18 protein-coding genes are annotated in these 21,187 nt (G+C 73.8%); 5 read left to right on the plus strand and 13 right to left on the minus strand.

Features of this window, described 5'->3' with window-relative positions; genetic code table 11:
* Positions 1 to 132: 132 nt before the first annotated feature.
* Together EKH77_RS06845 and EKH77_RS06850 are read right to left on the minus strand one after the other, a co-directional pair.
* Positions 133 to 780 carry an NUDIX domain-containing protein gene (locus EKH77_RS06845; RefSeq protein ID WP_126913526.1) on the minus strand — a complete coding sequence of 216 codons (648 nt, stop codon included), beginning with the start codon at positions 778 to 780 and terminating at the stop codon, positions 133 to 135.
* 88 nt (positions 781 to 868) lie between these two features.
* Positions 869 to 2,524 carry a CTP synthase gene (locus EKH77_RS06850; RefSeq protein ID WP_397613575.1) on the minus strand — a complete coding sequence of 552 codons (1,656 nt, stop codon included), beginning with the start codon at positions 2,522 to 2,524 and terminating at the stop codon, positions 869 to 871.
* 529 nt (positions 2,525 to 3,053) lie between these two features.
* On the opposite strand from EKH77_RS06850, the gene EKH77_RS06855 reads away from it, so the two are divergent.
* The gene (locus EKH77_RS06855; protein ID WP_126913527.1) at positions 3,054 to 4,856 is read left to right on the plus strand and encodes a glycoside hydrolase family 15 protein; all 1,803 of its coding nucleotides are present in this window, start codon (positions 3,054 to 3,056) and stop codon (positions 4,854 to 4,856) included.
* Between the two features lie 73 nt (positions 4,857 to 4,929).
* On the opposite strand, the gene EKH77_RS06860 is transcribed toward EKH77_RS06855, so the two are convergent.
* Positions 4,930 to 6,222, minus strand: a complete 1,293-nt coding sequence (locus tag EKH77_RS06860) for an MFS transporter (protein ID WP_126913528.1) — start codon at positions 6,220 to 6,222, stop codon at positions 4,930 to 4,932.
* A gap of 53 nt (positions 6,223 to 6,275) precedes the next feature.
* Here EKH77_RS06860 and EKH77_RS06865 point away from each other — a divergent pair, with 53 nt between their 5' ends.
* The gene (locus EKH77_RS06865) at positions 6,276 to 7,979 is read left to right on the plus strand and encodes a PucR family transcriptional regulator (protein ID WP_126913529.1); all 1,704 of its coding nucleotides are present in this window, start codon (positions 6,276 to 6,278) and stop codon (positions 7,977 to 7,979) included.
* 273 nt (positions 7,980 to 8,252) lie between these two features.
* Here EKH77_RS06865 and EKH77_RS06870 read toward each other — a convergent pair whose 3' ends face one another.
* From EKH77_RS06870 to recN, 4 genes are all read right to left on the minus strand, one after another.
* Positions 8,253 to 9,368: a glycosyltransferase family 4 protein gene (locus EKH77_RS06870; protein ID WP_126913530.1), complete on the minus strand. Its 1,116-nt coding sequence runs from the start codon at positions 9,366 to 9,368 to the stop codon at positions 8,253 to 8,255.
* 135 nt (positions 9,369 to 9,503) lie between these two features.
* Positions 9,504 to 10,250 carry a hypothetical protein gene (locus tag EKH77_RS06875; RefSeq protein ID WP_126913531.1) on the minus strand — a complete coding sequence of 249 codons (747 nt, stop codon included), beginning with the start codon at positions 10,248 to 10,250 and terminating at the stop codon, positions 9,504 to 9,506.
* Positions 10,247 to 11,065, minus strand: coding sequence for a hypothetical protein (locus tag EKH77_RS06880; RefSeq protein ID WP_126913532.1), 819 nt, complete (start codon positions 11,063 to 11,065; stop codon positions 10,247 to 10,249). The genes EKH77_RS06875 and EKH77_RS06880 overlap by 4 nt, the downstream gene beginning before the upstream one ends.
* Before the next feature lie 51 nt (positions 11,066 to 11,116).
* Positions 11,117 to 12,868 (minus strand): DNA repair protein RecN, encoded by a 1,752-nt coding sequence (recN, locus tag EKH77_RS06885; protein WP_126913533.1) that lies wholly within the window; start codon positions 12,866 to 12,868, stop codon positions 11,117 to 11,119.
* A gap of 121 nt (positions 12,869 to 12,989) precedes the next feature.
* Between recN and EKH77_RS06890 the strand changes: the two genes are divergently transcribed.
* Complete coding sequence (locus EKH77_RS06890) at positions 12,990 to 14,384, plus strand: S41 family peptidase (RefSeq protein WP_126913534.1); 1,395 nt, start codon at positions 12,990 to 12,992, stop codon at positions 14,382 to 14,384.
* A gap of 279 nt (positions 14,385 to 14,663) precedes the next feature.
* Here the strand turns inward: EKH77_RS06890 and EKH77_RS06895 are convergent, their stop codons facing one another.
* From EKH77_RS06895 to EKH77_RS06905, 3 genes are read right to left on the minus strand one after another with little or no spacing between them, the layout of a single operon-like run.
* Positions 14,664 to 15,584 carry an NAD kinase gene (locus EKH77_RS06895; protein WP_126913535.1) on the minus strand — a complete coding sequence of 307 codons (921 nt, stop codon included), beginning with the start codon at positions 15,582 to 15,584 and terminating at the stop codon, positions 14,664 to 14,666.
* Positions 15,581 to 16,387, minus strand: a complete 807-nt coding sequence (locus EKH77_RS06900) for a TlyA family RNA methyltransferase (protein ID WP_126917921.1) — start codon at positions 16,385 to 16,387, stop codon at positions 15,581 to 15,583. Before EKH77_RS06900 ends, EKH77_RS06895 begins: the two co-directional genes overlap by 4 nt.
* A gap of 13 nt (positions 16,388 to 16,400) precedes the next feature.
* Complete coding sequence (locus EKH77_RS06905) at positions 16,401 to 16,733, minus strand: hypothetical protein (RefSeq protein WP_240667251.1); 333 nt, start codon at positions 16,731 to 16,733, stop codon at positions 16,401 to 16,403.
* 69 nt (positions 16,734 to 16,802) lie between these two features.
* Here EKH77_RS06905 and EKH77_RS06910 point away from each other — a divergent pair, with 69 nt between their 5' ends.
* Complete coding sequence (locus tag EKH77_RS06910; RefSeq protein ID WP_126913536.1) at positions 16,803 to 17,150, plus strand: sterol-binding protein; 348 nt, start codon at positions 16,803 to 16,805, stop codon at positions 17,148 to 17,150.
* On the opposite strand, the gene EKH77_RS06915 is transcribed toward EKH77_RS06910, so the two are convergent.
* From EKH77_RS06915 to EKH77_RS06925, 3 genes are read right to left on the minus strand one after another with little or no spacing between them, the layout of a single operon-like run.
* The gene (locus tag EKH77_RS06915) at positions 17,098 to 17,946 is read right to left on the minus strand and encodes an ABC transporter ATP-binding protein (protein ID WP_126913537.1); all 849 of its coding nucleotides are present in this window, start codon (positions 17,944 to 17,946) and stop codon (positions 17,098 to 17,100) included. The two genes, EKH77_RS06910 and EKH77_RS06915, sit on opposite strands and share 53 nt — an antisense overlap.
* Positions 17,947 to 17,975: 29 nt before the next feature.
* Positions 17,976 to 19,031 carry a FecCD family ABC transporter permease gene (locus tag EKH77_RS06920; protein WP_126913538.1) on the minus strand — a complete coding sequence of 352 codons (1,056 nt, stop codon included), beginning with the start codon at positions 19,029 to 19,031 and terminating at the stop codon, positions 17,976 to 17,978.
* A complete protein-coding gene (locus EKH77_RS06925) occupies positions 19,028 to 20,089 on the minus strand; it encodes a FecCD family ABC transporter permease (RefSeq protein ID WP_126917923.1) in 1,062 nt (353 codons plus the stop codon). The genes EKH77_RS06920 and EKH77_RS06925 overlap by 4 nt, the downstream gene beginning before the upstream one ends.
* A 59-nt stretch (positions 20,090 to 20,148) precedes the next feature.
* On the opposite strand from EKH77_RS06925, the gene EKH77_RS06930 reads away from it, so the two are divergent.
* The gene (locus tag EKH77_RS06930; RefSeq protein ID WP_126913539.1) at positions 20,149 to 21,183 is read left to right on the plus strand and encodes an ABC transporter substrate-binding protein; all 1,035 of its coding nucleotides are present in this window, start codon (positions 20,149 to 20,151) and stop codon (positions 21,181 to 21,183) included.
* Positions 21,184 to 21,187: the final 4 nt, after the last annotated feature.

Raw genomic sequence — 21,187 nt, forward strand, 5'->3', positions numbered from 1 at the left:
CGGCCGCGGTGGGGGACGCGTCGAGCCTAGTTCACCACCCACCGCACTCCGGGTAACGCGGTACCGCGTTGTTGAAGATCACCTATTCGGGTTGCCTGATGGTCGGACCGCAGGGAGCTCCGTGAGGGGGGCTCAGGCCTCGAACGGGCGGGCCGGCCAGGGGGCGTCGGCCGGGCGCAGCGCCTCCAGCCCGTCGCCCGCGAGCGCGGCCATGGCCGACAGGACGCCGACGACCAGGCAGTTGTTGTGCAGCTCGCCCTTGAGGACGCCGCGCGCCAGCAGCGCCAGCGGAATCCGCGCGACCTCCATGTCGAGTTCCTCGTGCTCGACGGCGAAGCGCTCGCCCTCGACGTCGGACAGCCCGCGCGCCAGGAAGATCCGCACGGCCTCGTCGCAGCCGCCCGGCGTGGTGTAGACGTCGGTCAGCACCCGCCAGTCCTCGGCCTTGACGTGGGCCTCCTCGTAGAGCTCGCGCTGCGCGGCGCGCAGCGGGTTCTCCCCGGGGACGTCCAGCAGGCCGGCCGGGATCTCCCACAGCCGCTGCCGGACGGGGTGGCGGTACTGGTTGAGGACGAGCACCCGGTCCTGCTCGTCGAGGGCGAGGACGGCGACCGAGCCGGGGTGCGTCTGGTAGTCGCGCTTGGCCGTGGAGCCGTCGGGCATGACGACGGTGTCCGTGCGGACGCCGGTCTTGTTGCCGGTGAACGGGGTCTCGCTGGCGGTGACCCGCCACTCCTCGGCGGTGTCCTTGATGGGCTCGTCGACGGACTCGTGCGCCATGGTTACGTCCTCCAGGAATACGGAAACCGGGGCGGGCGCCTCTCGTGCGAGAGGCGCTCACCCCGGTCAACCGTATAGGCCGGGCGGATCAGCCCTGCTGCCGGCGCTCGACGGCCGCCTTCACCAGGCCCGCGAAGAGCGGGTGGGGGCGGGTCGGGCGGGAGCGCAGCTCCGGGTGGGCCTGGGTGGCCACCAGGTAGGGGTGGATCTCGCGCGGGTACTCGACGTACTCGACGAGCTTGTTGTCCGGGGAGGTGCCGGAGAAGACGATGCCGGCCTTCTTCTCGAGCTCCGCGCGGTAGGCGTTGTTCACCTCGTAGCGGTGGCGGTGGCGCTCCTCCACGTAGGCGGCGTCGCCGTAGACCTCGCGGACGATGGAGCCCTCGGCGAGCTTGGCCGGGTACATGCCCAGGCGCATCGTGCCGCCCATGTCGCCCTCACCGGCGACGATGTCCATCTGCTCGGCCATCGTGGAGATGACCGGGTGGGCGGTGGCGGGGTCGAACTCGGTGGAGTTGGCGCCCTCGATGCCGGCCAGGTTGCGGGCGGCCTCGACGACCACGCACTGCAGGCCCAGGCAGAGACCCAGCAGCGGGATCTTGTTCTCACGGGCGTAGGTGATCGCGCCGACCTTGCCGTTGACACCGCGGTCGCCGAAGCCGCCGGGGACGCAGATGGCGTCCACGTCGGAGAGCTGGCCGGCGGCGCCCTCGGGGGTCTTGCAGTCGTCCGAGGTCACCCACTTGATCTTGACCTTGGCGCGGTTGGCGAAACCGCCCGCGCGGATGGCCTCGGTCACCGACAGGTAGGCGTCGGGCAGGTCGATGTACTTGCCGACCAGCGCGACGGTCACCTCGTGGGAGGGGTTGTGGACGCGGTCCAGCAGGTCCTCCCACTGGGTCCAGTTCACATCGCGGAAGGGCAGGTCCAGCTTGCGCACGACGTACGCGTCCAGGCCCTCGGCGTGGAGCACCTTGGGGATGTCGTAGATCGACGGGGCGTCGATCGCGGCGACCACCGCGGCCTCGTCCACGTCGCACATCAGCGAGATCTTGCGCTTGATCGCGGTGGGCACCTCGCGGTCGGCGCGCAGCACGATCGCGTCGGGCTGGATGCCGATGTTGCGCAGCGCGGCCACCGAGTGCTGGGTGGGCTTGGTCTTCAGCTCGCCGGAGGGGCCGATGTAGGGCAGCAGCGAGATGTGGACGACGAAGACGTTGTCCCGGCCGACCTCGTGGCGCACCTGGCGGACGGTCTCCAGGAACGGCAGCGACTCGATGTCGCCGACCGTGCCGCCGACCTCGGTGATGACGACGTCGACGTCCTCGGTGGCCATGCGGCGGATGCGGTGCTTGATCTCGTTGGTGATGTGGGGGATCACCTGCACCGTGTCGCCCAGGTACTCGCCGCGGCGCTCCTTGGCGATCACCGTGGAGTACACCTGGCCGGTGGTCACGTTGGCCGAGCCGTCCAGGTCGACGTCGAGGAAGCGCTCGTAGTGGCCGATGTCCAGGTCGGTCTCGGCGCCGTCGTTGGTGACGAACACCTCACCGTGCTGGAACGGGTTCATCGTGCCCGGGTCGACGTTCAGGTACGGGTCGAGCTTCTGCATCGTCACCCGCAGGCCCCGCGCCTTGAGCAGCGCGCCCAGGCTGGAGGCCGTCAGGCCCTTGCCGAGCGAGGAGGCGACACCCCCGGTGACGAAGAGGTGCTTGGTCGTCGTGGGCTTTGCGGCAATGGCCAAAGGGGGGCTCCCGTGGTCGCGAGGTGAAGGTGCGTACCGGCGATCACCCGGTCGATTCCGGGGGTGCCGTCGCTGCGGTTGGGGGGTCTTGCACCCACCGGTCCACGGGGTACCAGGGTATCAGCGCCCGGGCCCGGACGCGTCCGGTGACGCGTCCGGCGACATCGCCCGAGGCCCGTCGTGACGGGGCGCGACGCCTCTGTGGGCGCTGTGTCACCGCGCGCCTCGGGAGCCCGCCACGGGCCGCGCGCCCGGCGCGCACCGGGCCACCCATTCGGCACATGTTCCCCCGCGAACCGTCGCGCGTGTCCCAACTCCGCGTCGTATCCTGCTCGGACACACGCAGCGAGCCGGCCGGCGCGGCACCACCCGGGCGCCCCTCCCAGCTACCGCTGGAAGGCACCCTCACCTCCGGAACAAGAGCTCGTCGAAGATCGCTTCACCGTCATACGGACCCCACCATGGGGATGGGGTCCTGGTTGCCGTTCGACCCCCAGGGGTCCTGGATGCCGTTCGACTGGAGATGACCGTGGCCGGGCGTATCGAGGATTACGCACTCATCGGCGATATGCAGACCGCCGCACTGATCTGCCGGGACGGTACGGCCGACTGGCTGTGCCTGCCCCGCTTCGATTCGCACGCGGCCTTCGCCGGGCTCCTCGGCACGGAGGAACACGGCTTCTGGCGGATCGGCCCGGCCCACCCCTCGGGGGCCGCGCCGCCGGTCGCCGACCGCCGCCGGTACCGGGGGGACTCCCTCGTGCTCGAATCCGAGTGGGACACCCCGCGCGGCACCGTCCGGATCATCGACTTCATGCCGCCGCGCGACGGCGCCCCCCAGCTGATCCGCATCGTCGAGGGCGTCAGCGGCCGGGTGCCGATGCGCTCCGCCCTGCGGATGCGGTTCTCCTACGGGCGCGTGGTGCCCTGGGTGCACAAGCGCGGCGAGCGCACGGTGGCCGTCGCGGGCCCCGACTCCGTGTGGCTGGACACCACCGCCGACACCTTCGGCAAGGACCTGACCACCTACTCCGACTTCACCGTCTCCCCCGGCGAGCGCATCGCCTTCACCATCAGCTGGCAGCCCTCCCACGGCGAGCCGCCCGCCCTCCCCGACCCGGAGGGCTCGCTCGCGGCCACCGAGGAGTTCTGGCGGGAGTGGGTCGGCCACTGTACGTACCACGGCCCCTACCGGGACGCCGTGGTCCGCTCGCTGATCACCCTCAAGGCGCTGACGTACGCCCCCACGGGCGGCATCGTCGCCGCCCCGACCACCTCGCTGCCCGAGGAGATCGGCGGCGTCCGCAACTGGGACTACCGCTACACCTGGCTGCGCGACGCCGCCATCACCCTCTCCTCGCTGCTGCGCACCGGCTACCGCGAGGAGGCCCGCGCCTGGCGCGAGTGGCTGCTGCGCGCGGTCGCCGGGGACCCCGAGAACCTCCAGATCATGTACGGCATCGCCGGGGAGCGCGAGCTCGGCGAGGCTGAGCTGCCCTGGCTGCCGGGCTACGAGAACTCCACCCCGGTGCGGGTGGGCAACGGCGCCGCCGGACAGCTCCAGCTGGACGTCTACGGCGAGGTCACCGAGGCCCTCCACCTGGCCCATATGACCGGGCTCGCCCGCAACGACTACGCCTCGGTGCTCCAGCTGCGCCTCATCGGCTATCTGGAGGACCACTGGAACGAGCCCGACGAGGGCATCTGGGAGGTCCGCGGCCCCCGCCGGCACTTCGTCCACTCCAAGGTCATGGCGTGGGTCGCCGTCGACCGGACCATCAAGCTCATCGAGTCCGGCGACGTCGACGGCCCCCTGGAGCGGTGGCGCGAGCTGCGCGACGACATCCACCGGGACGTCTGCGAGAAGGGCTACGACAAGGAGCGCAACACCTTCACCCAGTCCTACGGCTCCCGGGAGCTAGACGCCTCCCTGCTGCTCATCCCCCAGATGGGCTTCCTGCCACCCGACGACAAGCGCGTCATCGGCACCATCGAGGCGATCCAGCGGGAGCTGTCCACCCCGGACGGGTTCGTGCTGCGCTACCCGACGGCGGGGCACGAGGCGGGGGTGGACGGGCTGGAGGGCGACGAGGGCGCGTTCCTGGCCTGCTCGTTCTGGCTCGCGGACGACCTCGCGATGATCGGCCGGGTCGACGAGGCCCGCCAGCTCTTCGAGAAGCTGCTCGCCCTGCGGAACGACCTGGGGCTGCTGGCGGAGGAGTGGGACCCGCGCCTCCAGCGGCAGGTGGGCAACTTCCCGCAGGCCTTCAGCCACGTGCCGCTGATCGACACGGCGCTGAGGCTGACGGCATCGAGCGCGTTCGGCGGCTGACAGTGCGGTACCCGCGCCCCTAAGGGGCGCGGGGAACTGCGCGATCGGCCACAGCGGGCCCGCAGCCGAGCGCTCAGCGGCGCCGCCGGAGTGCCAGCACGAGCAACCCGCTCACCGGCAGCACGAGCGCCCCCGCAGCGACGTTGAGCCCGCCATACCCGTACCCCGCCAGCACCACCCCGGACAGCGCCGCCCCCGCCGCCCCCACCAGGTTCATCAGCATGTCCGACAGGCCCTGCACCTCGGAGCGGTGCTCCCCCGCCACCGACTCGCTGAGCAGCGCCGACCCGGCGACCGTCGCACACGACCACCCCACACCCAGCAGGAACAGCCCGGCCGTCACCGGCCACTGCCGGCCGCCCGACGTCCCCGCCAGCACCGTGGCCGCCGTGAAGACCACCTGCCCGGCAAGGATCACCGGTATCCGGCCCAGCCGGTCGGCCGCCCGGCCCACCAGCGGGGACAGCCCGTACATGCCCAGGATGTGGAGGCTGATCGTGAAGCCGACCACGCTCAGGGAGGCCCCGTGATGGGCCAGGTGGACCGGCGTCATCGTCATCACCGACACCATCACGGCATGCCCGACGACCAGCGCGCCGAGACCCGTCAGGGCCGCGGGCGACGCGAGGACGTGGCGGGTGGCCTCACGCATCCGGGTGCGGAAGCGGCGCGTCTCGCCACCTTCGGTCGTTCCGGGTGCGGGCGTCGCGCGCGTCAGCAGCAGCGGGTCCGGGCGCAGTCCCTTGTGGATCACCGCCCAGCCCGCGAGGAACGCCACCACCGAGAAGACGAACGTCCCCGCCGCGTCCGGCAGGCCCAGCGGGCGGGCCACCGCCTCCCCCGGCCCGCTCAGGTTCGGGCCCAGCACACTGCCCGCCGTCGTGGCCCACACGACCAGCGAGAGCGCCCCCGCCCGCGCGTCCGGCCCCGCGAGGTCGGTGGCCGCGTAGCGGGACTGGAGGTTCGCGGCCGAGGCCGCGCCGATGAGCAGCATCCCCAGCAGCGTCGGCCCCAGCAGCCCCAGCCCGGCCCCCACCGGCACGATCACCGCGCCGACCGCCGCCACCAGCCAGCCCGCGCCCAGCCCGGCCCGCCGGCCCCGGGCCCGGGAGAGGGCCGCCAGCGGTACGGACATCAGCGCGGCGCCCAGCGTGGTGAGCGTCGTGGCGAGGCCCGCCACCGAGCGGGAGCCCGTGAGGTGCTCCACCAGCAGGCCGCCCGAGGAGAGCATCGAGCCCATGCCGATCCCGGCGACGACCTGAGCCGTCATCAGGACACGGACGGTATGGCGCTGCACCGCCGCGAGGTCGGGTCTGCCGGGTATGCCCGGGGCGGCTGAGGAGCGGGATTCGGCGGCTGACGTCATGCGGGACAGGGTAGGGGCGCCGGGCCCTCGCAGTCGTGGCATAAATTCCCGCCATGGAACCGTACGCTCCGTCCTCCGCCGCCCCGGGAGACGTCCCGGGGAACACCCTGGGGAACGTCCTGGGGAACGCCCCCGCGAGCGTCCAGGGGGCCGTCACCGTGGCCCGTGCCCTGGAGCTGCCCGCCCTGCGCCGGGGCCTGCCCGAGGTGATGGCGGCCGGCGACCGGCTCCACCGGCCGGTGCGCTGGGTCCACGCGGGCGAGGTGCCCCACATCGCCGACCTGCTCAAGGGCGGCGAGCTGCTGCTGACCACCGGCCTCGGGCTCGGCGGCCGCCCCGCCGAGCAGCGGGCCTTCGTACGGCGGCTCGCCGAGCGGGACATCGCGGCGCTCGTCGTCGAGCTCGGTTCGCGCCTGCCGACCCTTCCCGCCGCCGTCGTGGACACCGCCCGCTCCTGCGGGCTGCCGCTGGTGCAGCTGCACCGGGAGGTGCCGTTCGTGGCGGTCACCGAGGAGATCCACACCGAGCTCGTCAACGAGCACTACGCGCTGCTGCGGCGGGCCGAGGACGTCCACCGGCGCTGCACGGAGGTGCTGCTCGGCGGGGGTGGCGTCCCCGAAGTGCTGCGGCTCTTCGCCGACTTCGCCGGCAACCCCGTCTTCCTCCAGACCCCGGAAGGGCGGCTGCTGTACGCCGCCGGGCCCTCCCCCGCGCCGCCGGGGGCCGCCGAGCCCCTCCAGGTCTGGGACGGGCTGGGGGCCGCCGGGCTGCCCGGCGGCGTCGTCGTGGACGTCCCCGGGCACGGTCCCGCCGTGCGGGCCCGGCTGTCCGTCCTGCCGGTGAACGCGCCGCTCGCCCCCGTCCACCGGATCGCCGCCGACCGGGCCGCCGGGTTGCTGGCGGTCGTCCTGCTCCAGGCCCGGCAGGAGGAGGAGCTGGCGGCGCGCGGGCGCGGCGACTTCCTCACCGACCTCGCCGAGGGGCGGCTGGAGGTCGCGGACGCCCCCGCCCAGGCGCGTGTCCTGGGGTTCCGGCCGGGGCCGGGGCCGCTGCTCCCGGTCGTGATGCGGGTGAGTGGCGAGCTCGTACCGGCCGACGGCTGGTCCGCGCTGGCCGGCGCGGTGCGGCAGGAGCTGGCGGGGGTGGGGGCGCCGGTGCTGGTGGGCGTCCGGTTGCCGGAGGGGCGGGTGCCGCTGCTCGTGGGGTTGCGCGGGGAGGGGGAGGACGAACGGGAGGCCGTGGCGGGGCGGGTGGCGGCGGCGCTGCGGGCGGGGGCGGCGCGGGCGGGGCTGCGGCCGCCGGTGGTGGTCGTGGGCGGGACGGCGACGTGGGCGACGGCGGGGGCGGAGCTGCGGCACGCGGCGGAGGCGGCGGAGGCGGCGCGTTCTGACCGTTCGGGCCGTCCGTGGCACGACGTGCGGCGGCTGGCGATCGACGTCCTGCTGTGGCGGCTGCGGTCGCACGGCGACGGGGAGCTGGCGGCGTTCGTGGACCGGGTCATCGGGCCGCTCCTGGGCCACGAGCTGCTGCCGACGTTGGAGGCGTATCTCGCCTGTGGCGGGCGAAAGGCGGAGACGGCACGGGAGCTGCATGTGAACCGGCAGACGCTGTACGACCGGCTGGGCCGGATCGGGCGGCTGCTGGGGGTGGACCTGGAGGATCCGGAGACGGCGCTGGCACTGGGGCTGGCGTTGCGGGCGCGGGGGCATGTGGGTGGTCGGGGGCGGGGTGGGGTGGACGGGCCCTTACGGGGCTGAGCTCTTCGCGGTGCCTGCTATTGCGGTGTCGGTGCCCTGCAATTGGCTCCAGCGGCGAAGAGCTCTTCACGCCCCTACCAGGGCCCGTCCACCCCACCCCGCCCCCTCACGTCACCACCCCGGGGGCGCCGCCGGTTTGTGCCCGCCCCACCCCACCCGCCCCTTACCCGGGGCAACCCGTGCCGGGCAATCGGGCGGGCGGGTGGGGTAGAACCGCGCCGAAGGCGCGGAAACCCCCACGGCGGGCAGCCGGAACGCTTCGGGCGCCCGGAACTACCGGGCGCTGAGCTCGTCGTAGACGGCGAGGACGTGCGCCACCGTGTCGTCCTCCGACGGCCACCCCGCCGCCCGCACCCTCCCCGCCGCGGCAAGCTTCGCGCATCGCAGTGGGTCCCCCAGGAGGCGGGAGACCGCCCCCGCCAGGGCATCCGCGTTCCCGTAAGGGACCAATTCGGCCGCGTCCCCGACGAAATCGGGGACACCCCCCACCGACGTGGCGACCAGCGGAACCCCCGCCAGCAGCGCCTCCTGCGCCAGCAGGGAGCTGCCCTCCCAGCGGCTGGGCAGGATCGCCACGTCCGCCGCCGCCAGCAGCTCGGGGACGTCGTCCCGCCGCCCCACGAGCAGCACCGGAAGCTCCTCCTCCGTGATGCGCCGCTGAAGAGCGGACCGTTCGGCGCCCTCGCCCGCCATGATGAGCAGGGGTTCGGGGTCGAGGTCCCGCCAGAGCCGGGCGGCGTCCAGGAGGGGGCCGTGGCCCTGGTCCGCCTCCAGGCGGCCGACGGTGACGAGCAGGGGTCGGGCCACCGCGCCCAGCTCGGCGCGGGCCTTGAAGCGCAGGTACTCGTCGTCCTCGGTCGGCGGCGGCGCCCGGCGCGGCGCCGGCAGGGCCACCGGCGCGAGGCGGGCGTCGCGCGCGCCGCGCCGCCGGGCCCGGTCGACGAGGTCGGGCGTGGCGCCGAGCAGCACCGCCGCGCCCCGCGCGGCCTGGCGCTCCATCAGCCGGAGCAGGAACCCCTCCGTGCGGGCCCGCGCGTGCCAGGTGACCACCAGCGGCGTGGGCCGCCCGCGCAGGGCCAGCGCCGCGAGCGTCCCGGAGCGCAGCCCGTGCGCGTGCACCACGTCGGCGCCCTCGCTCGCGGCGCGGATCCCCGCCACCGCCTGGGCGCTCGCCTCCGGGTCCAGCGGGGAGAAGGCCGCCCCCGACTCCGGGATTCCGTACCGCTCCCCCGTCGTCGACGGCCCGCACACCGTCACCCGCAGGCCCCGGGCCACCAGTCCGCCCGCCAGCGACCGCACGTGCGCCCCGCTGCCCGCGCTCCCGCTGCCCAGGACCTGAACGGCGTGCAGCGGCGGCCGCCCGTGCGAGGGAACGGGTGTACTGCTCACGCGGGGGAAGCTCCTGAGTCGACGTCGGGCGGGGCGTACGGCGAGGTGCTCAGGCCAGGATGCCAGCCCCCGCCGGTGTCGGGGCACCACTGGCACGAGGTCGGCCCGTCCTACCTCGCCCGTAGTTCCCCGGATTCACCCGCTTTGGGGATTCCGTACGTCGGCCGCGATGGTCGCGGCCACCAGTACGGCGGCGTGGAGGGCCAGCCCCGCACGGCCGTTGGCCCCCACGACGGCCAGGCCCAGCCCCGCGCCGAGCGCGTGCGCGCCGCTGTCGCCCAGCATCGTGCGCCCGGCCGCGTCGTCGGCCAGCAGGGCCGCCGCCGCGCCCACGGGCGCGGCGGCCAGGGCGGCGCCGGGGCCGCCGCGCAGCAGTCCGCCCACGCCGAGCGCCAGCGTCGCGCCGGCGGCCCGGGCGGGGCGGACGTCCAGCAGGTTGACCGCGTGGGCCGAACCGGCGATCACCACTCCGGCCAGCAGCCGGTCGAGGGGCCGCTCCTTGAGCGCCGCCCCGGCGGCGAGGCCCGCCGCGCCGATGCCGAGGAGTTTGACCGCGCCGCTGGTGACCTCGCCCCGGCGCAGCGCCGACAGGTGGGCGCGGAAGCCGCGCCGGTCGTCCCCGGCGACGTCGTCGTACGCCCCGCAGGCCCCGGCCGCCAGCACGGTCAGCGCGCCGGCCCACCGGTGCCGGGCCGGCAGGGCGCGGGCGGCGGCGGTGGCGGCCGCCGTGCCGAGCGCGGCCGCCGGTCCGGCGCAGAGGGTCACGGTGCGGCCGGCGTGGTTCACGCGGTCCCACACGGCGGGCCCGCCGGGGCGGGTGCGGCGCAGGGCCTCGTACGTTCCCCGGGCCGTCGTGGCGGCCGTGGCCAGTGCGCCGATCACGCGAGCAGGCCGTGGAGGGACTTGGCGAACCGGTCGACGAAGGCTTCCCGGGTCGGGGCGTCGAGGAGGTCCAGGGAGAGGTAGGGGTTGAGGTCCTCCAGCTCGACGAGGAGGAGGCCGCCTTCGGGCGTGCGGCAGGCGTCGACGCGCTGGATGCCGTGCTCGATGTCGTTCCAGTCGATGAAGCGCCGGGCGAAGTCCAGGTCCTCGGCCGTGGGCTCGTAGCGTTCGAGGGCCCAGCGGCGGTCGGGGTGGGGCGCGTACAGCGCGTACTGGAAGTCGTGGTCGACGAAGTAGAACGACACCTCGTAGGCGAAGTCGATGCGCGGCTGGGCGAGGACGTCGCCGGTCAGGTCGGCCGGCTCGACGCGGGGGACGAAGCGCAGCCCGATGGAGTCCGCGCCCGCCTTGGGCTTGAGCACGTACCCGGCGGCCTCGGGCAGGCGGTGGAGGTCCTCGGCGCGGTCGACGGTCGGGATGACGGGGTACCCGGCGGCGGTCAGGTCGAGCAGGTACCGCTTGCCGCGCATGTCGGCCTTGCCGGTCAGCTGGTTGTGGACGGGCTTGCCGGTCTCGAGGGCGCGGGCGCGGAAGGCGTCGTACTGCTCCTGGTGGGTGAGCACGGGTCCGCTGTTGCGGACGACGACGGCGTCGAAGGCGTCCATGAGGGCGGGCGCGTCCCCGGGGTGGCACAGGGCGATGTCGAAGTCCGCGCGGAGCCGGGAGGTGAGGAAGATGTCCTCGTCGCAGTACCGCCGCCCCTTGGCCTCGTAGGCGAGGTCGGTGACATAGAGGACGCGGGGCCGGGCAGTCATGGCGCTCCTGAAGATCGTTCTGGCGCGTCCCAACCTACCCGGCCCCGGTGCTCAGCTTCCCGCGCGGGCCGCCTGGAGCAGTTCCTCCGCGTGTGCCCGGGCCAGCTGGGAGTCCTCCTGGCCGGCCAGCATCCGGGAGAGCTCGCGGATGCGGTCCTCGCCCTCCATGGCCTTCACCCCGCTGCGGGTGACGGCGCCGTCGACGGTCTTCTCCACGACGAGGTGGCGGTCGGCGAACGCGGCCACCTGCGGGAGGTGGGTGACGACCACGACCTGGGCGGTGCGCGCCAGCTTGGCCAGCCGCCGGCCGACCTCGACGGCGGCCTTGCCGCCGACACCGGCGTCGACCTCGTCGAAAAGGTACGTCGGCACGGGGTCGGAGCCCGCGAAGACGACCTCGACGGCGAGCATCACCCGGGAGAGCTCACCACCGGAGGCGCCCTTGGCGATGGGCCGGGGCTGCGCCCCGGGATGGGGAGCCAGCAGGAGTTCGACGTCGTCGGCGCCGTGCGGGCCGTAGGCGACGGCGCGCCCGCCCACCTCGATGCCCGCCTCGGGGTCGGCCGTCTCGTTCTGCCGGATGGCGAAGGTCACCCGGGCGTGCGGCATGGCGAGCGAGGCGAGCTCGGCGGTGACCGCGTCGGCGAATCGCTTCGCCGCCTCGGTCCGGGCGTCGGTCAGCTCCTGGGCGAGCCCGCCGAGTTCGGCGCGGAGCGCGTCGCGCTCGGCGGTGAGCTCGCCGATGCGGTCGTCGTCGCCGTCGAGCTCGGCGAGCCGGTCGGCGCTGGTCCGGGCCCAGGCCAGGACCCCGGCGATGTCCTCGCCGTACTTGCGGGTGAGGTGGGCGAGCGAGGCGCGGCGCTCCTCGACGGTGGCGAGGCGGCGGGGGTCGGCGTCCAGGCCGGAGGCGTACGAGGCGAGCTCGCCCGCCACATCGGCGAGGAGGATGCCGAGCTCGCCGAGCCGGTCGGCCAGCGCGGCGAGGGCCGGGTCGTGGGCACGCACGGCGGCGAGGGCCCGGTGGGCGCCCGCGACGAGGGTGCCGGCGTCGACGCCCTCGGGGTCCTCGGGGTCGCCCGCGAGCGCGGCGTGCGCGGCGGTGGCGGCGGAGGCGAGAGACTCGGCGTGGCCGAGCCGCTCGGCCTCGGCGGCGAGCTCGGCGTCCTCGCCGGGCAGGGGCTCGGTCGCGGCGATCTCGTCGAGCCCGAAGCGCAGCAGATCGGCCTCCTGAGCACGCTCCCGCGCCCGCTCGGTGATCTCGCCCAGCTCGGCGGAGACGGCCCGCAGCCGCCGGTACGCATCGGCGTACTTGGCCAGCGGGGCGGCCACGGCATCACCGGCGTACCGGTCGAGGGCCTGCCGCTGCCGGGCGGGCCGCATGAGCCCCTGCTGGTCGGTCTGCCCGTGGACGGCCACCAGGTCGTCGGCCAGCTCGCCCAGCAGGCCCACGGGCACGCTCCGCCCGCCGAGGTGGGCACGCGAACGCCCCTCGGCGGAGAGGGTACGGCTGACGAGCAACGTCCCGTCGTCCAGCTCGGCGCCGGCTTCCTCGGCGCGCACGGCCACGGAGGAACCCCCGGCCACGGCGAGCCGCCCCTCGACCACGGCCGCCTTGGCGCCCACCCGCACCAGCGCGGGGTCGGCGCGCCCGCCGAGCAGCAGCCCGAGGCTGGTGACGACCATGGTCTTGCCGGCACCGGTCTCGCCGGTCACCGCCGTGAAACCGGGCGACAGCTCGACCACCGCGTCGTCAATGACGCCCAAGGACCGGATCCGCATCTCCTCCAACACGGATACGACCATACGAGGTTCCGGGGCCCCCTCGCGACGGCCTCCCCCACCAACCCTCCTGGGGATGTCCCCACCACCGGTCCGGGTGACGGCCCCATCGCGCCGGGAACCCTTGGGGCATCAGGCTGAAAGCATGATCACAACGGAACGCCGCCGTCGTGCCACGGCCTTCCTCCTGACTTCCGCCGCCGCCCTCACCACCGTCACCGTCTCCGTCACGCCCGCCTCCGCCACGGGGTCCCTCGACGGCGTGTGGCGGATGGACGGCTACGGCACGGTCGTCTCCGTCGAGGACGGGGGCCGGCGGATGCGCGAGTACGAGACGGCGGGGACGGGCTGTCTGCCCGGCGAGGTCACGGAGCTGACCGCCGGCACGGCCACGCTCGAACCGGCGGGCCCGGGCCGGGCCCGGCTCGGCTACGCCGGCAGCGCTGGCCACCGCACCCTGCGGCGCGTAGCCGCCCTGCCCGCCGCCTGCGCCGACCCGAGCCCCGCGAAGAACCCCAGGGCGGTCTTCGACACCTTCTGGCAGACATACAAGGAGAACTACCCCTTCTTCGCCATGAAAGGCATCGACTGGCAGGCAACGCGCAACCACTACCGCCCACAAATAACCAACCGAACCACAGACGACGAACTGTTCACGATCCTGACGAAGATGATCGAGCCGCTGCACGACGGCCACACATACGTGACCCGGGGCGACTGCGGCGCGAAGCCGGACAACTGCTTCGGCGGCCACCGCGCGGACACGCCGTTCCCCTCCGCAGAACTGATCAAAAAGATCGACGCGTCGATCACCGCCCAAGTGGGAGCTGTCCACCAGTGGGGACAGGGCCACGGCAAGGGCAAGATAGCCTTCGCCGACCTACCGGACGGCACCGGCTATCTGCGCCTGACCGGCTTCGTCAACTACACCGACGACCACACCTTCGAGGCGGACGCCGCCGAACTCGACCGCGCGCTGGACGCCGTCTTCACCGACCGGCGGGTGCGGTCCCTGCGCGGCCTGGTCCTCGACCTCCGCTTCAACGGCGGCGGTTCGGACCGCCTGGGCCTGCGCGTGGCCGAGCGCCTCACTGACCGCCCCTACACGGCCTACCTCAAGCAGGCGCGCGACGACGCCGAGGACCCGGCAAGGTTCACGCCGGCCGAACCGGTACGGGTGCTGCCGCACCACGGCCCGGTCTACACCGGGCCGGTCGCGCTCCTCACCGGGCGACTGACGATCAGCGCCGGCGAGACGACGACGCAGGCGCTGATGGGCCGCGCGCCGGGAGTGGTACGGATCGGGCAGAACACCAACGGGTCGTTCTCCGACGTCCTCGAGCGGCGGTTGCCCAACGACTGGCGGTTCGGGCTGCCGAACGAGGTGTTCCGCGACGCCGGCACGGGGCGGGCGTATGACGGGGAGGGGATCGCCCCGCACGTCCGTGTGCCGGTGTTCACCGACGCGGAGTTCGCGGCGGGCCGGGACTCGGCCCTCGCCGAGGCCCGGCGCCGGCTGGCACCGGCGGGGCGCCCGTAGCGTTCCGGCTGCCCGCCGTGGGGGTTTCCCGCGCCTTCGGCGCGGGTTTCGCCCACCCGCCCGCCCGATTGCCCGGCATGGATCGCTCGGCCAGGGGGCTGGGGTGACGTGAGGGGGCGGGGTGGGGTGGATGGGCCCTGGTAGGGGCGTAAGGAGCTCTTCGCCGCTGGAGCAAAATACGGGGCACCCCGTACCAAAGTGGCAGGCACCGCGAAGAGCTCAGCCCCGTAAGGGCCCGTCCACCCCACCCCGCCCCCGACCCACAACGCACCCACCCACCTAGTGCGGCGCCCCCCGCCACCCCGCGACCGGCAGCGCGAACTTCGCCACCAGCCGGTCCGTGAACGACGCGTGGTGCAAACGCGCCAACCGCACCGGCACCGCACCCCGCCGCACCTCGACACGCGCACCCGCCGGCAGCTCCACACTCCGCCGCCCGTCGCACCACAGCACACCCTTCGGCGTCTGCGGCTGCACCTCCACCGCCAGCACCGAGTCCGGAGCCGTCACCAGCGGCTTGGCAAAAAGGGCATGCGCGCTGATGGGCACCATCAGCAGCGCCTCCACCTCGGGCCACACCACGGGCCCACCGGCGGAGAAGGCATAAGCGGTCGACCCGGTAGGCGTGGCACACACCACCCCGTCCCCACCAAAACGGGAAACCGGCCGCCCATCCACCTCCGTCACAACCTCCAGCAGCCGCTCCCGCGCCGCCTTCTCCACCGACGCCTCGTTCAGCGCCCAGTCACGGTGCACGACGCGCCCGTCCGTACGGACCAGCACATCGAGGGTCATCCGCTCCTCGACCTCGTAGTCGCAAGTGACGACCCGGTCCACAACCTTGTCGAGGTCGTCCCGCTCGGCCTCCGCGAGGAAGCCGACCCGCCCGAGGTTGACGCCCAGCATGGGCACCCCGGAACGCCGTGCGAACTCCGCGCCACGCAGCAACGTGCCATCGCCGCCGAGCACGACCAGCAGCTCACAGCCCGCCAGAACGTCGCCGCACCCCGGCCCGGCCTCGACACGCTCCACCGCGGCCGGCAGCGGCAGATCCGCGGCCTCCTCGGCGAGCACCCGCACACCGATGCCGCACCGCAACAGCCCCTGAACCACAAGCTCCGCGCTGCGAATCGCCGCTGGCCGCCCGGTGTGGGCGAGCAGAAAAACGGTACGTCCGGATGGTGCTTCTGAAGTGGTCAACGGGGCCCCTCCGCCACTGCACGGTCAACGTCCGCCGGGTCCAGTTGAGGCGCACCGGCGCGCAGCCACAGAAAGTACTCGACGTTGCCGGACGGCCCGGGCAGCGGGCTCGCGGTAACCCCGAGTACGCCGAGTCCGAGCTCGGCCGCGCGCCCGGCGACCGCGCGCACCGCCTCGGCCCGCAGCTCGGCGCTGCGCACCACGCCGCCGGCGCCGAGGCGTTCCTTGCCGACCTCGAACTGCGGCTTGACCATGAGGACCAGGTCCGCGTCGGGCGCGGAGCACCGCACAAGCGCCGGCAGCACCAGCCCCAGCGGAATGAAGGACAGATCACCGACAACCAGATCAACCGGCTCGCCATCGATCTGCTCCAGCGTCAATTCACGTACGTTCGTACGGTCCTTCACGGTGACGCGCTCATCGCTCTGCAGGGACCAGGCGAGCTGCCCGTAACCGACGTCGACGGCGACGACGTGCGCGGCACCGGACCGCAGCAGCACATCGGTGAACCCGCCGGTGGAGGCGCCGGCGTCGAGCGCGCGGCGCCCCTCGACCTTCAGGCCGAGCGGCACGAAGGCGGCCAGCGCGCCGGCGAGCTTGTGGCCGCCGCGCGAGACGTAGTCCGGGTCGCTGTCGTCCTGGGTGACGACGATGGCGGCGGCGGTCTCCACCTGGGTGGCGGCCTTGGTCGCCGTCGTCCCTCCGACGGTCACCCGGCCGGCGGCGATCAGCTGGCTCGCGTGCTCGCGGGAACGGGCCAGCTTGCGGCGCACCAGCTCCGCGTCGAGTCGGCGGCGGGTCACTGCCACGGGCGGTTCAGCTCCTGTTGTCGTACGGACGTGCGGGGCCGGGCGGCGGCCCCGGGGGCCGGTCGAGCGCGCCGAGCGCGTCGCGCAGCCCCTGGTGTACATCCTCGTACACCGCGAGGTGACCGCTCGCGTCGAGGTGGTCGGCGTCCGCGAGCCGGGCCAGGTGGGCGTCGACGCCGGGGTCGCCGGTGGGGGCGCGCTCGACGCCGAGCGGCTGAGGCTCCCGGGTCTCCGGGGCCGCGGGGGGCTCCGGATCCCCCAGAGCTCCCGGAGTCTCCAGAGCCCCACGGGCCTCCAGGGCCTCCAGTGCCTCCAGAGGAAGCGGTGTCGAGTCGGTCATGAACCCGACGCTACCCGGTCGCGGGTGTTACTCCTGCGTTCCCGGCCGCCTGGGGTACCGTCCATGGCGATGGCGACGATCGATGAGTGCCTGGGCGCACTCGACCGGCTGGCGGAGAACCTCGCGGGAGCGGGCGGCGAGCTCCGGGCCGCCGCCGCGCCCGACCGCTCGCTCAGCTGCCATGTGACGGACCTCGGCGTCACCTTCGTGGGCCACCTCCGGGAGGGCCACCTCAGGGAGGTGTGGACCGTCGAGGGCGTCCCGGAGCGGCGGGCGGAGATCGCGCTGGAGATGACCGGGGACGATCTGGTGGCCCTGGTCGACGGAAAGCTGAACTTCGCGCGGGCGTGGGCCGGTGGCCGGGTCAGGCTGAAGGCGGGCCTGCGGGACGTGCTGCGGCTGCGCTCGATCCTGTAACCCCTGCCGTGACCGGGCGCCGCGCCGCCGGCACGACGAGCGGGGTACCGGTCTGCGGGTCGTCGATGACCTGGCAGCGCAGCCCGAAGACCCGTTCCACGAGCTCGGCCGTCACGATGTCGCCGGGCGCCCCCTCCGCGACGACGCGCCCGTCGCGCATGGCGATCAGGTGGGTGGCGTAGCGGGCGGCGTGGTTGAGGTCGTGCAGAACGGCCACAAGGGTCCGGCCCTGGTTCTCGTGGAGCTCGGCGCACAGGTCGAGGATCTCGATCTGGTGCTGGATGTCGAGGAACGTCGTCGGCTCGTCGAGGAGCAGCAGCGGGGTGCGCTGGGCGAGGGCCATGGCGATCCACACGCGCTGGCGCTGGCCGCCGGAGAGTTCGTCGACGTACCGGTCGGCGAGGGCGGCGACGCCGGTGGCGGCCATCGACTCCTGGACGATCCGTTCGTCCTCGGGCGACCACTGCCGCAGCAGCCCCTGGTGGGGGTGGCGGCCGCGGGCGACGAGGTCGGCGACGGTGATGCCGTCGGGCGCGACCGAGGACTGCGGCAGGAGGCCGAGCGTACGGGCGACCTTGCGGGCGGGGTACGAGCCGATGGCGGCGCCGTCGAGCAGGACGGAGCCGGCCCGCGGCTTGAGCATCCGGGACAGGGCGCGCAGCAGGGTGGACTTGCCGCAGGCGTTGGGGCCGACGATGACGGTGAAGGAGTTGTCGGGGACGGCGACGGAGAGGTCCTCCGCGATGACCCGCCCGTCGTAGGCGAGGGTGACGGATTCGGCGGACAGCCGGCTCATGGTGTTCTCTCCGTTGCGTTCGTACGTGCTCATACCCGTCCCGCCCGGCGCTCGGTGTGGAGCAGCCACAGCAGATAGCAGCCGCCGAGCATGCCGGTGAGCGCGCCGACGGGCAGTTGGTCGGCGCCGAAGAGGCGTTGCGCGGCCCAGTCGGCGCCGACCAGCAGGGCCGCACCGGTGCAGGCGGCGGCGGTGAGGTTGGGGCCCGGTGAGCGGGTGAGGCGCCGGGCCAGCTGGGGCGCGGCGAGGGCGACGAAGGAGATGGGTCCGGCGGCGGCCGTGGCGACGGCGGTGAGCAGGACGGCGGCGCCCATGGTGACCAGCCGGGTCCGTTCGACGGGCACGCCGAGCGCGTAGGCGGAGTCGTCGCCCATCTCCAGCATGCGCAGGCTCCGCCCGTGGCCGAGCACGGCGGGGACGAGCACGGCGCAGACGCCGAGCAGGGGCCAGACCTGGCTCCAGTCGCGGCCGTTGAGGGAGCCGACCATCCAGACGGTGGCGCGGGCGGCGTCGGTGAGGTTGGCCTTGGTGAGCAGGTAGCCGATGACGGCGACGAGGACGGCGGACATGGCGATGCCGACGAGGACGAACCGGTAGCCGTGGACGCCGCGCTGCCAGGCCAGGGCGTAGATCGCGGCGCCGGAGAGCAGTCCGCCGGCGACGGCTCCGGCGGCGACGGCCGTGGGGTCGCCGTGGAAGAGGACGATGACGGTGAGCGCGCCCACGGAGGAGCCCTGACCGAGGCCGATCACGTCGGGGCTGCCGAGCGGGTTGCGGGAGACGGACTGGAAGACGGCGCCGGCCAGCCCGAGGGCGGTGCCGACCAGGAGGCCGACGAGGACGCGCGGCAGCCGCAGGTCGTGGACGATGAACTCCTGCGCGGCGGTCCCGCCGCCCGTGAGGGTGCGGAGGACGTCGGCGAAGGACATGGGGTAGTCGCCGGTGCCGATGAGGGCGACGGAGGCGGCGAGCGCGGCGGCCAGCAGCAGGGCCACGACGAGCACGGCGCGCGGCGCGACGCGCACGGAGAGACCGCCACGGGTGCGCAGCGCCCGTACGGCACGGGACGTTTCGGTGGAGCTCACAGCTGGGCCATCCTCCGGCGGCGTACGAGGTGGATGAAGACGGGTCCGCCGATCAGCGCGGTGACGATGCCGACCTGGAGTTCGGAGGGGCGGGTGAGGATCCGGCCGACGATGTCCGAGCCGAGGAGCAGCACGGGCGCGAGGACGGCCGCGTAGGGCAGGACCCAGCGCAGGTCGGGGCCGGTGAACGAGCGGACGACGTGCGGCACCATCAGGCCGATGAAGACGACGGGCCCGCAGGCGGCGGTCGCCGCGCCGCACAGGAGGGTGACGGTGAGCAGGGCGAGGACGCGGGTCGCGGTCAGCCGGGTGCCCAGGGCGCGGGCCTGGTCGTCGCCGAGGGCCATGGCGTTGAGCGGCCGTGCCAGGAGCAGGGCGAGCACGATGCCGACGACGACGAAGGGGGCGACCTGCCGGACGACGGTGGCGTTGGCGGAGGCCAGGGAGCCGACGGTCCAGAAGCGCATCCGGTCCAGGGCGGCGGTGTCCATCAGCTGCACCGCGTAGACGTAGCCGTTGAGCGCGGCCGTCACGGCGGTGCCGGCGAGGGCGAGGCGTACGGGCGTGGCGCTCCGGCTGCCGCCCAGCGCGTACACCACGACGGAGACGGCGGCGGCGCCCAGGAAGGCGAACCACACATAGCCGGTGAGCGAGGTGACGCCGAGAAAGCTGACGCCGGAGACGACGGCGGCCGCGGCCCCGGCGTTGATGCCGAACAGCCCGGGGTCGGCGAGGGGGTTGCGGGTGAGGGCCTGCATCACCGTGCCGGCGAGGCCGAGTCCGGCGCCGACGAGCAGTCCGAGGGCGGTGCGGGGGACGCGGACGTCGCGGACGACCACGTCGGCGTCGGCGCCGGTGTAGTGGAACAGCCCGTGCCAGACCTGGTCGACGGGGATCTGCTTGGCGCCGACGGCCAGGGACGCGACGACGACCAGCAGGAGCACGCCCGTCGAGACGACCAGCCCGGCGAGGCGCCGGGCGCCTCTGCCACGGGGCACGGCCTCGGGGGCGGCGGCGGTTCGGGGGGCGTTACTGGTTTGAGGAGAAGTGTCAACCAACACCTGGTTAGGTTAGCCTACCCTCACATTCTTGATCCTCACGGAGAGAAACACCACCCATGAGCACCCCCCGCATCGCGAACCTCTCCCGCCGAGGCCTCCTGGCCGCCGGCGGCGCCCTGGGCCTCGGCGCCCTCCTCACCGCCTGCGGGGGCGGCGGATCGTCGGACTCCGGTGAGGAGAGCGGGCAGGCGGCCGGCAAGAAGGGGCCCTGGACCTTCAAGGACGACCGCGGACAGACCGTCAGGAAGGACCGGACGCCGCGCCGCATCGTCGCCTTCACCGGCACCGCGGCCGCCCTCCACGACTTCGGCGTCGAATGCGTCGGCGTCTTCGGCCCCACCAAGCTCAAGGACGGCAAGCCCGACCCCCAGGCCGGCGACCTCGCCGTCGACAAGCTCACTATCCTCGGCAACGCCTGGGGCGAGTTCAACGTCGAGAAGTACGCGGGCCTGAACCCCGACCTGCTCGTCACCAACATGTACGAGCCGGACGCCCTCTGGTACGTGCCCGACGACAGCAAGAAGAAGATCCTGGCCCTCGCCCCCAGCGTCGCCCTCACCGCCTCCCGCGTCCCCATGCTGGAGACCGTCAAGCGCTACGCGGCCCTCGCCGAATCCCTCGGCGCGGACCTGAAGGACCGCAAGGTCACCGACGCCAAGGCCCGCTTCGAGAAGGCCGCCGAGACCCTGCGCAAGGCCGCCAAGGGCAACCCCGTCAAGGTCATGGCCGCCTCCGGCAGCGCCGACCTGTTCTACGTCTCCAACCCGGCCGTCAACGCCGACCTCATGTACTTCCGCGAGCTCGGCGTCGACTTCGTCGTCCCCGAGAAGACCGACCAGGGCGGCTACTTCGAGAGCCTCAGCTGGGAGAACGCCGACAAGTACCGGCCCGACGTGATCCTGCTGGACAGCCGCACCTCCGCCCTCCAGCCCAAGGACCTCGCGGCCAAGCCCACCTGGGAACGGCTCCCCGCCGTCAAGGCCGGCCAGGTCACCCCCTGGCTCAGCGAGCCCCGCTTCTCCTACGCCGGCTGCGCGCCGCTCCTCGAAGGCCTCGCCGCGGCCATCGAGAAGGCCAAGAAGACCTCCTGACCCT

Origin of the sequence: Streptomyces luteoverticillatus (genome assembly GCF_003970715.1) — a bacterium.
In the GTDB taxonomy this organism is placed as follows: domain Bacteria; phylum Actinomycetota; class Actinomycetes; order Streptomycetales; family Streptomycetaceae; genus Streptomyces; species Streptomyces abikoensis.